Genomic DNA, 13,179 nt, shown 5'->3' on the forward strand with positions numbered 1-13,179 from the left:
ATCCACATCCGCGTCGCCCTGATGAACCGCTTCAACGCCCTCGGCACCGCCGAGATCGAACGCGTGGCCTGACCTCAGCTGGGGAAAGGGCCATCATGTCCTGAAGCCGACTTCTGCAACAATGCCGGTTACGGCTGTAATCCTTCGCCAGGTCGACCCCGAGCGCATCGAGATAGTCGAGTTCGTCTTTGGTCAGCCGCCACGGCGCCGGTACAGCGCCGGCTGTTGGCGGATCGCTGTAGAATCCCGCCGCGCGTGCCTCGACGGTTTCGCCGCAAAACTCCTTGGCCAGCGGCGCCATGGTCGCAATGCCGAGTTCCTTTTTGTCCTTCATCAGGGAAGAACATCCGGCGCCGAGCAGGAATGCGATATTCTTGGCGTTCATGGCCTCAGAAATCGCCTTGCGGGCGCTCTCGATCCCTTTGTTCCAGTCCAGTTCAGATGGCTCGGCATCGCCGTCCCGCAGAAACTGGAATTTTCGCTCTTCTTCGACTTCGCTCATATACCCCCGGTCCTCCCAGTTTCTTACTTGGCTGCTCTGTTCGCGCGCGCGGCTATATCAGCGCACCGCGCCATGAGCGCTTCGAACGGCTCCTCGTCGTCGAAGAGCAGTCCATCCTCAACCATGCGGGCATAGTCATCCTCCAACGCCTTCGCGCCATCGCCGACCGGCACGAGTTGCAAGCCGCCGCTGACAGCCGCTGCATAGTCGATCGGCGTGCGGTCGGCGGCCTTCTCTGCGAAGAACATCGACTTGTGCCGGGCGACAGCGTTGGCCAGGTCGCGATCGGCAAAAGTGGCTTCCGCGAAGCCGGCTTCGTCCAGTCGGACAACATCGTGCCAATGTCGCGCGAAGCGGTCGCCGCGCAGCCGCTCCTGGAGGCAGAAGACGTGGATGGCGGTCGCCTTCTCCCAGAAGGTCCGCTCCGCGTGCATGACGCGCGGCCGCGCCGTCGGAAACACCAGGCCGTCGATCAGGCCGGCCGCGTCGCAGACGACGTCGCGCAGGCTCGAGGGTTCGCCCGTCGAGCGCGCGCCGAACTCCAGCATGACGCTTGGAGCCACATAGCCGGACCCGGCTGCGGTCGCCTCATAGTCGATGAAGAGCTTCTCATCCTCGACGCGGACGGCCGCCGCCAGCCCTTCAGCGGCCAGGGCCTTCGCGATTACCGGCTGCACCGTCTCTGCGACCCAGGCCGGCAAACGCCGGCGGACCTCGCTGGACCAGCGCTTTTCCTCGCTTCGTGTCTTCGGCAGACCCTCGCCATTGCCCCCGACCAGATCGGGCGCAATCGCCCGAATGTCGTAGGTCAGATCCACATCCTCCGAAAAACGGCGAATGACCTGATAGGCTTTTGACAGCGACGTCCCGCCCTTGAACACCAGATGTTCGCCGAGCGGTGCCGCGTAGAGGGTCGCCAGCGCCCACACCACCCACACATCCTTTTCGAGAAGATGGGTGGGACGACCCGAACGGTCGGCGACGACGCTCAACGCGTCACGCCGATCCTCGGCCGAAAGCTGGAGGAAAACGTCAGCCATAGGCCGCCTTTCCGACGCTCTGCGCGAGCCATGTCGGAAGCTGCGGCGCGGCGGCGACCAGTTCGCCGAACACACCAGGCGGCATCTTCCGCTTCAAGGTCGTGAGCGCGGCCTCCGCCTTTTCGGGGCCGAGCCAGGCCAGCGCCCGCACGGCCTCGCCTGCGGGGCGGTTGGCCAGGGCCAGTTGCCAGCGCGGCGCGTGCCGCAATTCGACGACCTGCTTGCCGAGGTGTATCTTTCGGCTGCGTCCGGAGGTCAGATAGACCGAGCGGACGGGCACCTGCGTCGTCAAGCCAAGCGCGTTCGCCGCGGCGGCTCCGTTCGAGACGATGATCTCCCCTTTTTGGGTCGCGAGGGCCTCGACAGCCTGCTCGACCGAAGGTGCGCGCGTGCCAAACCGACTGGCGATGGGGCGCAGATAGACGCCACGACCGGCGCGGATGAGCTGCCCGCGCTCGGACAGACGCGACAATGCCTGATCCACGGCCGCCCGGTTTCCGAGGTGGAGCAGGCCCTTGGCGGACACGGGCATCCCTTCGGGAAGTCCCGTCGCATGTGCCAGAATCTGTTCGGTCAGCCGTGTCATCGTCTTTCTCCTGTTGGAAATATACGCGAGTTTCTGACAGTTTTCAAGGAAGCGCAGGGGAACATACCGAATAGGGGGAAAGCCTTCCCCTGCGGCCGAGCCTTGGTCTCTACCTACCCCTTCTGCGGGGAGATCCCCGCAACGCCCCCTTCCGAGTGAGAGTGCGGGCGGATTTTCCGTGACGGGTTAAGAGCTGGAGGAGAGGCTTCCGGCACCCGTCGCGGAGATCATCCCGATGGCCAGACAGGGTCGTAACCTCGCGGAAGGTGGCGCGCGCAGCAACCTTTACGACGACATCACCAACAAGATCATCGCCGAGCTGGAGCAAGGGCGGTTGCCATGGGTCCAGCCTTGGGGTGCGTCGCCTGATACCGCCCCGCTGGGCCTGCCGAGAAATGCTTCAACCGGCCGGTCCTATTCCGGCATCAATATTCTCATCCTCTGGGGGGCTGTCATCCAGCATGGTTTCCCCGCTCAGGCGTGGCTGACGTTCCGCCAGGCGCTTTCGCTTGGCGGCAATGTCAGGAAGGGCGAGCGTGGCACGACTGTCGTTTATGCCGACCGTTTCACCCCCGAGGACGAGAAGCGCCGTGCCCGCGAAACGGGTGAGGATGCGCATGCCATTCCGTTCCTGAAGCGGTTCACGGTCTTTAACGCCGCGCAATGCGATGGCCTACACCCTCACCATCCGGCCGGGCTTTCCGGTCAGGATCATCGTTACCCGAGATTTGGTATTCGAGCCCGCAGGAGGTTGACCATGACGAAACTGAAACTCGGCCCCATCGTCGAGGACAAGCCTTTAAAGATCGCGGTGGAACTGCCAGCGCCGCTCCACCGCGATCTGGTTGCCTATGCCGAGGTGCTGGCCCGCGAGACCGGGCAATCCGCCGTCGACCCCGTCAAGCTCATCGCGCCCATGCTGCAGCGCTTCATCGCCACGGATCGCGGCTTCGCCAAGGCGCGGCGCTCGGTTCAACCTACGAAAGCGTCGGGGTGATTTTCGCGGATTTCGTGGATGCCACCTTGGCCATGCTGAGGAATCGGCGGAAGGCAGGATTGTCGTTGATGGGCGACCAGACGGCGGAGAAGGGGAGTATCTCGTCGGTGATCGGGCGGTAGGTGATGCCAGGCAGCAGCGCGACGGTCATCGCCTCGCTCACCAGCGTCAGGCCCCGACCGATCGCCACCAACGGCAGCAGGTTGTCGCGGCCCACCGACTGCACCTGGATCTCGGGGTGCCGGCCGAGCGCCGCCAGCTCCCGCACTAGATGATCGTGGATCTCTTGGCCCGGCGCGGCCTCGCTGACGATGAAGGGTTCTTCGGCCAGGTCCGGCCATGTCAGCTCGGCTCGGGCGGCGAGGGGGTGTTGATCGGGCAACACCACGAAGACCCGCTCGCACCACAGATGCGCCCGGTCACAGGCGGGCCAGTCCCGATCCCCGGTCAGGAAAGCGACGTCGAGGCGGAACTGGCGGATGGCGGCGACATGCTCGTCGGGATTGCCGTCGACCAGCTCGATCCTGACATCGCCATGGCGACGGCCGTAGCTGTGCAGTAGTTCGGCGAGGAAGCCCGAGGCGATGGAGGAGTAGATGCCGATCCTGACACAGCCGTTCTCGGCGCGGCCGGCGGCGGCGATGTCGTTGGCGCCTTCGCCCAGGTTGCGGATGATCTGGCGGGCGCGCCGGAGGAATCGCCTGCCTGCGAATGTGAGGCAGACGCCGGCGTTGTGGCGATGAAAGAGGGACGCGCCGAGGCGGTCTTCGAGATCGCGGACGCGTCGGCTGATGGCGGATTCCTGAACGCCGATGGCAGCCCCCGCTTTGCGGAAGCTGCCATGCTCGGCTGAGGCAACGAAATACCGGAGATGGCGAAACTCAATCTGACCGCCCGGCTTAGCCCTCTCCCTTTTCATTCCGTCGCCGTTCTTCTCGCTGCCGCGGTGAATGCCTCAAGAGGCGCGCAAGATGCGGCTCTACGAGGGCTCCACTAGGCCGGTAGTAAAGACTGATGCGCGCTCTTCCTTCAGTTCGGCGATAGAGGCATTGATCTTCTCGCGAGCATCCTGGCTGATTTCGAGATTTACGATCTTATAGTCACCACCGCTGCAAACGACGGGAACTCCGATTACGAGGTCGTCATCAAAACCATAATCGCCCTCGGTGAAGACACCCATCGACACCCACCGACCCCCGCTTCCATGAATCCAGTCACGCATATGGTCGAGGGCAGCATTCGCGGCGGAGGCGGCCGACGATGCTCCTCTGGCTTGGATAATGGCTGTGCCGCGCTGCGCGACACTCTGGACGAAGGTTTCGCTGGACCAGTCCGGCAAGGCCAGTTCCAAAATGCGCCTCCCGCTCACCACGGTATTTGCGATGTCCGGATACATCGTCGGAGAATGATTTCCCCAGACAGCGAGCTTAAGGATATCGTCGATGTCAGCGTCGGTCGCCTTTGCAATCATCGACAAGGCCCGGTTGTGATCGAGGCGCATCATCGCCGTGATGTTCCGCCGGGATATGCGGGGTGCATTTTTTGCCAGGATCAGCGCATTGGTGTTCGCGGGGTTCCCGACGACGACTATCCTGATCGAAGGCTTGGCCACAGCATTGATCGCTTTGCCCTGCTCTTCGAAAATCCTTGCATTGTCTTTAAGCAGATCCTTCCGTTCCATGCCCGGTCCACGTGGCTTGGCGCCAACCAGGAAGGCGACATCGGCATCTTCAAAGGCGCAAGCCGCGTCGGAAGTCGTGATTACTGCATGGAGCAGCGGAAAGGCACCGTCTGCGAGTTCCATTGCAACGCCGGTCACGCGGTCCTCCGCTTCGGGTAGGTCATGAAGAACCAGTGAAACCGGTTGCTCTTTCCCATAGAGTTCGCCTGCGGCAAGACGAAACAGCAACGAATAGGCGATCTGACCGCCTGCTCCTGTCACCACAATTTTGCGGGCGCCTGTGTTTTTCATTGTTTTTTCCTCTCAAGTCGCTGTCCGTTCTCAAACGGCATCGTCAGACATTCACGCCCTTCATACCTTCGGGCGTATATCGCTCGCCGAAAATGGGTGTTCGGCGGATGACCTGCTGCAACTGCGCCAGATCGACAGTGTTCAGCTTGATTTTTGGCGCCTCGCAGTTCTCGTTGAGGTAGTGGATTTTCTTCGTGCCTGGAATCGGGACAACTTCCTCACCTTGCGCCAGCAGCCAGGCGAGACAGAGCTGTGCCGGTGTGCAGCCTATCCGTGCCGCGATCATCGTCACCTCATCTACGATGGCGATGTTCCTCGCCATAGCATCGGCTTCGAATCTCGGGAGAAGCGCCCGCACGTCATCGGTCTCAAATTTCGTGTTCTCGCGATATTTTCCGGTCAGGAATCCGCGTCCAAGAGGTGAATACGCGACGAATCCCACCCCGAGGTGACGACACATCGCAAGGACCTCCTTCTCAACGTCCAGCGTCCAGAGCGAGTATTCGCTCTGCACCGCCGCCACTGGATGTACCGAGCAGGCACGTTCCAGCGTGCGCGCGCTCACCTCGCAGAGGCCAATATGTGCGATCTTGCCCTCCTTCACGAGTTCGGAGAGCGTCGCCATCGTATCCTCGATTGGGACCTTGGGGTCGAGGCGATGCACGTAGTACAGATCGATCCTCTCAATCCCCAGGCGCTTGAGAGACCCTTCACAGGAAGAGCGAATGTACTCTGCGCTGTTATCGATGCTGCGCGCGTACGCGCCTGGTCTCCGGACGATGCCGAACTTCGTCGCGATCACCGGCTTGTTCGACATACCGCTGATGAAATCGCCGATGAACTGCTCGTTGTGGTAAGATCCGTACATATCGGCGGTATCCCAGAAGGTCGCCCCGAGATCGAGCGCGGCCGTGAGGGTCTGGCGCGATCCTTCATCGTCACGCGCGCCGTAGAACTCGCTCATCCCCATGCAGCCGAGGCCGATTTCCGAGACTTCCAGATCATCTCCGAGCATCCGCGAGCGCATTGTTCCCCCCAAATTTCTGTGTCCATTCGCTCGGGAGATTGACATATCGCGTTGGCAAGCAAATTAGAGAAAGATGGTAATTGATTTTTCAGAATTGGAAAGATGGCGAATAACAGGTTGAACTGGGATGATGCACGCCCCTTCCTTGCGGTTGCCCGCTTGGGCACCCTGAGCGCTGCCGCAAGTCATCTCCACATCGGCATCGCTACCCTGTCCAGGCGAATCGAGCGCTTGGAAAGTGCTCTCGGCGTGCCTCTCTTCATTCGGGCGCAGTCCGGCTACCAATTGACCGAAGATGGGCAGGCGCTCATCGAGAAGGCGGAGATACTCGAATCGGCTGCCCTGTCCTTCAGCTCCATGGCCTCATCCCGTGCAGAGATCGCAGGCCGCGTCCGTCTGGCGACGGCCGAAACCCTGGCGACGGAAATCGTCATCCCCGCGCTTCCGCGTTTCGTGCAGCTTTATCCACGCCTAAATGTTGAGGTCGTGACCGATATCCAGACGGCGAACCTGCATCGGCGTGATGCAGATCTCGCTCTGCGGATGGTCAAGCCCGAACGCGGCAATGTCTCGCTTCAACGGGTCGGCACGCTCGGCTGGGGCCTCTATGCCAGCGAGAGCTATCTTCTCCAGCATCCCTTCAAGGATTCGGACAAGGCCCTTTCCGGTCATTCCATCATATCCTGGAGTGAAAGCCACGCCGAGCTTTCGGCAGCCAAATGGATCGACAGCCTCGCACCTGCCTCCGGACACACGATCACGACGACCGGACTGCAAACGCAACTCGCCGCTGCCAAGGCGGGCCTGGGCATTGCCGCCCTGCCGCACTACTTGGGCCGCGGCGCCGCGCTCAGGTGCCTTCGAAAGAACTTCGGGCTCGATCAACCGATCTATCTCGTCGTCCAGTCAGATCTCACCCAGTCTGCCCGCGTTCGAGTGATGTGCGATTTCCTCCGGGAAATCATGGCGCAGAAGCGGTCGTTCTTTGCCGCCGATTGATCGGAAGAGTCGATCTCGTATTTTCCAATATCGGAAAACCTTTCTCACGAATTAGTTATATATTTGTCCCTGACCATCCCACACACATGAAGGTGTGCGGCGGTCTGAAGATGTCGGGGGAACCCGGCAGTCCTTCGACAACAGAGCGCTGACACGCAGCATTTTTCGTAGCATCGGAGAAATGAATGTCGTCTCGCTTCATCATGATTTCACGTTTCAGGACGATTCCCGGCAAGGAGCAGGAGTTGATTTCCATGCTCCCGCAGGGACCCGATCGTCGGCTTCTCAAATCCGTCGAAACCCCGGAAGTGATCGAGATCCGTGCGCTCAAAGACAGCTTGACGCTGATCAATCTCGTCACCGAGGCGCCCCAGGTCGATAACAGCCAGATTGCCGGATTGCTGGTTGCTGACGTGCGCCGCGAAATCCTCGATTTCGTCGAGGCGCCGAAAGATTGCGCCGATCTGCTGCCCCGGACACGCTACATCCAGCTTCGCCATGTTGAAGTGAAGCCGAGCATGATGTCCGCCTATCGCAAGTGGCGCGACGAAACCATCTTCGAAGTAGTGCGCGCGCATGACCCCGCAGCCGTCTTCCTTGCCTATCATTCGCTGATCAGCGGGGTGCCTGGGGTCATGTTTCTGGCTGGATTTGATACCGACATCGCGACCTACACCACTGCATTCACCGATGATCGCTACCGCGAAATCGTCCAGCAGGCCGGCGATACATACATTTCCGGCGGAGCCGAGGGGCTCTACACCGAAGTCTATGAAGGCGAAATGGCCGAGACTGCCTGAACCACGGCCATCATCTTCCATCAACAATGAGGTACTAGATGGGACGTCAAGATTTCATCGTTGTTTCTGACAAGTTCTCCGAATTCGCCCGTTTCAACGGCGGCATGACGCCGGCGCAGATCAAGGCGATGCTGATGCTGCCCGACGGCATCCTGCCGAAAACCATCTCCCTTCATCGCGGTCAGGGGCTGGCCGATGCCGAGATCGAGGAACTTTCGGCCATGATCCGCGAGCGGGACCCGGATGGGGCTAGGTGGAAAATCGAAGGCCTGCTCGCTCTTCCTCCGCGTGCAGGTGGCGAGTTGTCGCACAAGCGCAAGCACTGCAACACGCTCGTCGCCAACCCGACAAAGATCGATGGCGACACCTACTCCATGGATCTCTGCATCGACCAGAACTGCGAGCTGATGGATGATCATCAGACCGGGCAGCACGTTCAGGGCATGATCCTCATCGAAGCTTCGCGCCAAGCATTCCTTGTGGTCACGGAGGCATTCTTCCTTCGCGAGCGGAACCAGAAGTCGTACTTCGTCATCAACTCAGTCACGAGCCAGTTTCTCAACTTCGTCTTTCCGGTCCATGCGCATCTCCTCTATCGGGTTATCTCGAAGGACATCAACGACCGACGCCAGAAATTCGATGTCGAGATTGATCTGGTACAGGCCCAACAGGTTTGTATGACCACGACGTTCTCCTTCACCGTCTATCCGGCCGATCTCATAGCCCAAAAAGAACGCGATCTCGCGGAAACCGCAGCACGGAACTGTCTCCAGGGAATTGTTCAGATGAGCCTTGGCGCGAACGGGGCGTCGAGATCGCATTCCGGCGCGTCCGGCATTCATCCTGCTTGACCGGAGATCATTCGTGAAACGCCGGTATCATCTCAGCGTCACAACGCAAGGGCCGCTCTATCCGCCAAGCGAAGTCATGGACGGAGACGGAAACTTCATCGTCATCGGCGCCGTCAACGGAACAGACGAAGCCGGGTCGGTCACGACGAAATGGGGCGGGGCCATCGTGTCCCCGTCCAGCCCGCTGCCGAACTTCGGTGAGCGCGCGCCCTATGACATCCTCGAGACATTCGATCCCGAGAATCTTCCCCGACACCTGAGCCGCAGAATCTTGCACACCCTGCCGCTTCCCTTGCCGTGCAACAACTACGGAATGGTCTTCGCCCCGGCTCAACGCCCGGATGCGGATTTGGATGTTCGCAAGAGTTTCCCTTTTCATCTAACGCCTATCCCTGACGCCGAATGGGTGCATGGACGTCAGATGCGGTCGCCGGTGACACTGGGGGATTGGATAAAGGCCAAGGGAGAACTCACCGTATCACTCGAAAACGACTCCCGAGAGGCGCGGTTCAGTTTTGTGTTTTCCGGCTTGGTGCCGAAATCGGTCTATACGATCATGACGCTTCGGGAAGACGATCTGAAGCCGGGAGTCAGGACGCGCCCTGGACCGCTCGGCATCCCGAATGTCTTCGTGACCGACGATCTCGGTGCCGCGGCTTTCGAGGCCGTCCTTCCGGACCCTTTCCCGCCGGGAAGCCGGCCAGGGAACCGCGTCATCAATGTCGTGGTGCTCTTCATGAGCTACCAGATGAGCCATGGCGGTGCGATCGGTATCTACGGCCTGGGCGGCGATATTCATGCGCAACTCAAGCTGCCCGGAAAGGCATTCGAGGAATTCGAGACGAAGCCGTTCCCCGAGGAGTCCGAAACTGCCGCGCCGACCTACCTCGCCAGAACAGAGCCCGAGGCGACAAACCGCAATGTCTTTGCGTTCTTCGATGTCGATGAGACGTTGATTCGCACGAAAAGCATGTTCGACTTCTATCGCTTCTTTTGCGGGCTGCGGGGTACCACCCGGGAGTTGGAAAAGTTCGAAGCCGATTTTGCTGACATGCTGGCGCAGGGTCTGCCGCGCGAAGATCTCAATCGCATCTACTACAGCTATCTTGCAGGGGTCTCGCCGGTCGAACTCGAACGAGCCGGGCAGCTCTGGTGGCTGGAAGTCTCGAAGCGTCCCGGATTTTTCCTCCAGGAGAGCTGTGACCTGCTCAGGGATTTGCAGGCCACAGGCGTGACCGCCGTATTCGTGTCGGGGTCCTTCAAGGAAATCCTCGCCCCGATTGGCCGCGAATTCGGCGTCACGAATTTTCTTTGCGCACCCATGCGGGTCGGTCAGAATGGTCTCTACGACGGTAGCCTCGGCGCGCCACAGACCATCGGCACCGGCAAGGCTGAAGCCATTACGCTGTTTCTCCAAGAGAAGGCGGCCAATCCCACAGTCTGTTGGGCGGTAGGTGACGATCTGAGCGATCTGCCAATGCTGGAGCTTGTCGGCAATCCGGTTGCCGTCGGTGACCAGACTCCCCTTGCCATACGGGCATCCGAACGCGGTTGGGTTGTCCTTCCTGGAGGACCTTTACCGAGCGTGCGGCGCCACCAGGGCGATGAACGATTCAAGGAGGGTGCCGATGGCCATTTCGGCATCCGCTGACATGAAAGGACATACCATGCAATCGAAACGCATTTTTGTGACCGGAGCTACCGGAGGAATCGGTGCAGCCGTCGTCTCCCGCTTCCTTGCTGACAGGCACACTGTCATCGCCGCTGACGTCGTTCTCCCCGAACTTCCCTCTGGCGGCGACGAGAACCTTTTCGTGCCGCTCGCCTTCGATATTCGGGACATGGCAAGCGCCGAAAACGCGATGGCGACGGCCGTGGCCGCGGCCGGGGGCCTTGATGCCCTGATCAACGTCGCCGGAGTCTGTTATGGCGGCGATCCTGAAACAGCCTTGCCTGAAGATTGGGCGACCACGTTCGATATCAACGTGAAGGGAATGTTCCAGCTAACCCGCGCAGCACTGCCGCATCTGAGGAAACAGCGGCGATCAGACATCGTGAACATCTCGTCCATCTGGGGCGTGGATCACACTCATGCGTTGCTTTCCTACTCCGCATCGAAGTTCGCGGTCGAGGGTTACACGGGAGGTCTGCGGATATGGGGAATGCCGAAGAATATCCGCGTCTGCGCCATCCAGGTTGACAAGGTCGATACCGGCTTTCGCCGAAATCTCGGGGCAGCCGGCGAATTCCAGCAGGAAAAGCTCGACCGCATGCTCAAACCCGATGACGTCGCCTCTGCCGTAGTTTTCACCATTTCCACACCGGACACGGCGCAAATCTCCTCGATGCGGCTCGACGCGCCGCTCTGGTATCAGTCATAAAGGGGCAGTGCATGAAAACGAGCGCCAGCACAGCGGTCATCATGACCCTGCTCGCAACCTTCTTCTGGGGGTCGAATTTCCAGGCGGCCAAGATTGCGCTGTCGAGCAATCCACCATGGACCGCGTCTTTCGAACGCTTCATTATTGCCGTGATCGGCACCTTCGCTATCCTGCTACTCAAGGAGAAGGTTCGCTGGGAGATCCTCTCACGCAATCTCATGCCGTATATTGTACTAGGCGTGATCGGCGTGGCGGGCTTCAACGGATCACTCTTCGTCGGCTTGCAGACCTCCAGCCCGATCACCGCATCCCTGCTCATGGCCACGACGCCGATCTCGGCGAACATTATCGAGGCGATCATCAACCGCCAGGTTCCGGCGACAGATCGTATCGTCGGGATGATCATCAGCCTATTCGGCGTCTCCCTGGTCATCACGAATGGTCAGATCCTGTCCGGCCATATCGACTTCGCGCCCGGCGACGTCATCATTCTCGCCGGCTCCATCGGATGGGCGGCCTATACTGTTGGCACCAGGGCCTTCGTCACCGATTCGACACCGCTTGAAACCACCACCTGGACCATGCTTTTCGGGACCATCGCGCTCGGCTTGGCTGCCTTCGCATTCGAATCTCCAGTCGAGGCGGTAGTCGTGGGCTCCGGTATCAGCTTCCTCGCAATTCTGTGGATGGGGATCGCCGGTTCGGTCTTGGCCTATCTGTTCTGGAATGTAGGAATTGCCGTACGTGGGCCAGGGAAGACCTCGATTTTCTTTAACTTTGTCCCCGTTTTCGCTCTCCTGATCGAAGTCACTATGGGTACGATACCGCACTTGGTCCAGATAATTGGCATTGCAATAACTATCTTCGGTGTGCTGGTCGGTCAGGGACGTTTCTCCACCTGGGTTTCGAAGACGGCCTCATGATCCGAGGATGGCAGCTTCCGCAAGGCGGTGGCTGCCATCGGCATTCGGGAAACTGCCGTTAGCAGCCGCATTTGTGATCCCGAGGTATCGCCTCGGAGCATCCGCTTCTCATCGCAGTAGCGGTGGCTTTCGGCCTGATGTCCCTGCTCTTGGGGGTGATCGGTGTCAATCGGCCGCATTTTTGCCCCCAATGCCCGCCATGTATGGGCGAGCGCGATCGCTCGTGCGGCCCACCCTTCAATCTACATGTCGGGTGCGCGTCGAGACGCCGTTGATCCACGCTTCCTGGATGACGGCGACCAGCGCCTTCTCCACCGTCTTCCGCGGCTCCAGGAAGCCGGGAAAGTAGGCCCCGGAGCGCATCTTCGGGATCTTCAGGTTCAGCGTGCCAAGTCGGGTGTCGAGCGAGCGCTCGCGGTAGCCGTTGCGCCAGGTCTGGCGGGCCTCGCCGCGCTCGTAGCGGCCAGCGCCGATCAGGCCGTCGACGTCGGCCTCCATGATCAGCTGCAGCACGTTCTCGGCAATGAGGCGCAGGAAATCGGTATCGCCACTCTTCGCGGCAAGCTCGGCCAGCGGTAGTCTGTCGTCGGTCATCGGGGTTTCCCTTTCGGTCAGGTTGAAGTCGATCAACTCCACCTTATCCGACAGGCCCGGTGACCACCCGACGAGGGCGAAACCGGCAGCGAAATCTCCACCGCAAACTCCACCCACGTCGCTCCCCGAAATTACACCACGAGCGTGGACGCTACCCGAACTTCGGCGACCATCGGGTTCGAAGGATATGCGCTTGATTGGAGAAAACATGCGCTTGATATTGGCAGCGACCATGGTGCTGGCTCCCTTCAGGGTTCCGGCCCAGGCCGCGACGGCGACTTTGATGTGCGCATCACGATCGCTGCCGAATGCCAGATCGTCTCGACACCAGATCTGGATTTCGGCTCGGCCGGTGTTCTGACCGACAATGTAGATGCGACGTAACCATCCGGCGTAGGCCGCGGCAGCGATGCTCAGGGGGCGCCCTTGGGCGCTTTGGGTTTGGCGGGCCGGGGAGCCCATCTTTTCGCGAGCCGGTCAAAGCGTTCGACGATGCTGTCGCTACAG

At 60.4% G+C, this 13,179-nt stretch carries 13 protein-coding genes and 2 pseudogenes; 8 read left to right on the plus strand and 7 right to left on the minus strand.

What is annotated here, in order from left to right; genetic code table 11:
* Positions 1 to 31 precede the first annotated feature (31 nt).
* The 3 genes from QPR87_RS22960 to QPR87_RS22970 are packed head-to-tail and all read right to left on the minus strand — an operon-like array spanning position 32 to position 2,128.
* The gene (locus tag QPR87_RS22960) at positions 32 to 502 is read right to left on the minus strand and encodes a hypothetical protein (RefSeq protein ID WP_285051504.1); all 471 of its coding nucleotides are present in this window, start codon (positions 500 to 502) and stop codon (positions 32 to 34) included.
* 23 nt (positions 503 to 525) lie between these two features.
* A complete protein-coding gene (locus tag QPR87_RS22965) occupies positions 526 to 1,542 on the minus strand; it encodes a nucleotidyl transferase AbiEii/AbiGii toxin family protein (protein ID WP_285051505.1) in 1,017 nt (338 codons plus the stop codon).
* Entirely contained in the window at positions 1,535 to 2,128 is a 594-nt protein-coding gene (locus tag QPR87_RS22970) for a DUF6088 family protein (protein WP_009450572.1), read from the minus strand. The genes QPR87_RS22965 and QPR87_RS22970 overlap by 8 nt, the downstream gene beginning before the upstream one ends.
* 235 nt (positions 2,129 to 2,363) lie before the next feature.
* Between QPR87_RS22970 and QPR87_RS22975 the strand changes: the two are divergent.
* Together QPR87_RS22975 and QPR87_RS22980 are read left to right on the plus strand one after the other, a co-directional pair.
* Positions 2,364 to 2,768, plus strand: a pseudogene (locus QPR87_RS22975) (ArdC-like ssDNA-binding domain-containing protein); the annotation flags it as partial.
* 117 nt (positions 2,769 to 2,885) lie between these two features.
* On the plus strand, positions 2,886 to 3,125 hold the full coding sequence (locus QPR87_RS22980; protein WP_199260868.1) for a DUF2274 domain-containing protein: 240 nt from the start codon (positions 2,886 to 2,888) through the stop codon (positions 3,123 to 3,125).
* Here the strand turns inward: QPR87_RS22980 and QPR87_RS22985 are convergent.
* Genes QPR87_RS22985 through QPR87_RS22995 form a run of 3 tightly spaced genes read right to left on the minus strand, consistent with a single transcriptional unit; the run spans position 3,106 to position 6,112 of the window.
* Positions 3,106 to 4,044 (minus strand): LysR family transcriptional regulator, encoded by a 939-nt coding sequence (locus QPR87_RS22985; RefSeq protein ID WP_285051507.1) that lies wholly within the window; start codon positions 4,042 to 4,044, stop codon positions 3,106 to 3,108. The two genes, QPR87_RS22980 and QPR87_RS22985, sit on opposite strands and share 20 nt — an antisense overlap.
* A gap of 60 nt (positions 4,045 to 4,104) precedes the next feature.
* Positions 4,105 to 5,097 (minus strand): malate dehydrogenase, encoded by a 993-nt coding sequence (locus QPR87_RS22990; protein ID WP_199260870.1) that lies wholly within the window; start codon positions 5,095 to 5,097, stop codon positions 4,105 to 4,107.
* A 43-nt stretch (positions 5,098 to 5,140) separates the two neighbouring features.
* On the minus strand, positions 5,141 to 6,112 hold the full coding sequence (locus tag QPR87_RS22995) for an aldo/keto reductase (RefSeq protein ID WP_285051508.1): 972 nt from the start codon (positions 6,110 to 6,112) through the stop codon (positions 5,141 to 5,143).
* A gap of 114 nt (positions 6,113 to 6,226) precedes the next feature.
* On the opposite strand from QPR87_RS22995, the gene QPR87_RS23000 reads away from it, so the two are divergent.
* The 6 genes from QPR87_RS23000 to QPR87_RS23025 all read left to right on the plus strand — a co-directional run bounded on the left by QPR87_RS23000 (position 6,227) and on the right by QPR87_RS23025 (position 12,078).
* Positions 6,227 to 7,123, plus strand: coding sequence for a LysR family transcriptional regulator (locus QPR87_RS23000; protein ID WP_285051509.1), 897 nt, complete (start codon positions 6,227 to 6,229; stop codon positions 7,121 to 7,123).
* 185 nt (positions 7,124 to 7,308) lie between these two features.
* The gene (locus tag QPR87_RS23005; protein ID WP_285051510.1) at positions 7,309 to 7,923 is read left to right on the plus strand and encodes a hypothetical protein; all 615 of its coding nucleotides are present in this window, start codon (positions 7,309 to 7,311) and stop codon (positions 7,921 to 7,923) included.
* A 38-nt stretch (positions 7,924 to 7,961) separates the two neighbouring features.
* Entirely contained in the window at positions 7,962 to 8,774 is an 813-nt protein-coding gene (locus QPR87_RS23010) for an AfsA-related hotdog domain-containing protein (protein ID WP_285051511.1), read from the plus strand.
* 13 nt (positions 8,775 to 8,787) lie between these two features.
* A complete protein-coding gene (locus QPR87_RS23015; protein ID WP_285051512.1) occupies positions 8,788 to 10,425 on the plus strand; it encodes an HAD family hydrolase in 1,638 nt (545 codons plus the stop codon).
* Entirely contained in the window at positions 10,403 to 11,155 is a 753-nt protein-coding gene (locus tag QPR87_RS23020) for an SDR family oxidoreductase (protein ID WP_285051513.1), read from the plus strand. Before QPR87_RS23015 ends, QPR87_RS23020 begins: the two co-directional genes overlap by 23 nt.
* An 11-nt stretch (positions 11,156 to 11,166) precedes the next feature.
* Positions 11,167 to 12,078: a DMT family transporter gene (locus QPR87_RS23025; RefSeq protein WP_285051514.1), complete on the plus strand. Its 912-nt coding sequence runs from the start codon at positions 11,167 to 11,169 to the stop codon at positions 12,076 to 12,078.
* A gap of 255 nt (positions 12,079 to 12,333) precedes the next feature.
* On the opposite strand, the pseudogene QPR87_RS23030 reads toward QPR87_RS23025, so the two are convergent.
* A pseudogene (locus QPR87_RS23030) lies at positions 12,334 to 12,672 on the minus strand (transposase); the annotation flags it as partial.
* Positions 12,673 to 13,179: the final 507 nt, after the last annotated feature.

It is taken from the genome of Paracoccus sp. SSJ, from assembly GCF_030234105.1.
GTDB classification, from domain to species: Bacteria; Pseudomonadota; Alphaproteobacteria; order Rhodobacterales; family Rhodobacteraceae; genus Paracoccus; species Paracoccus denitrificans.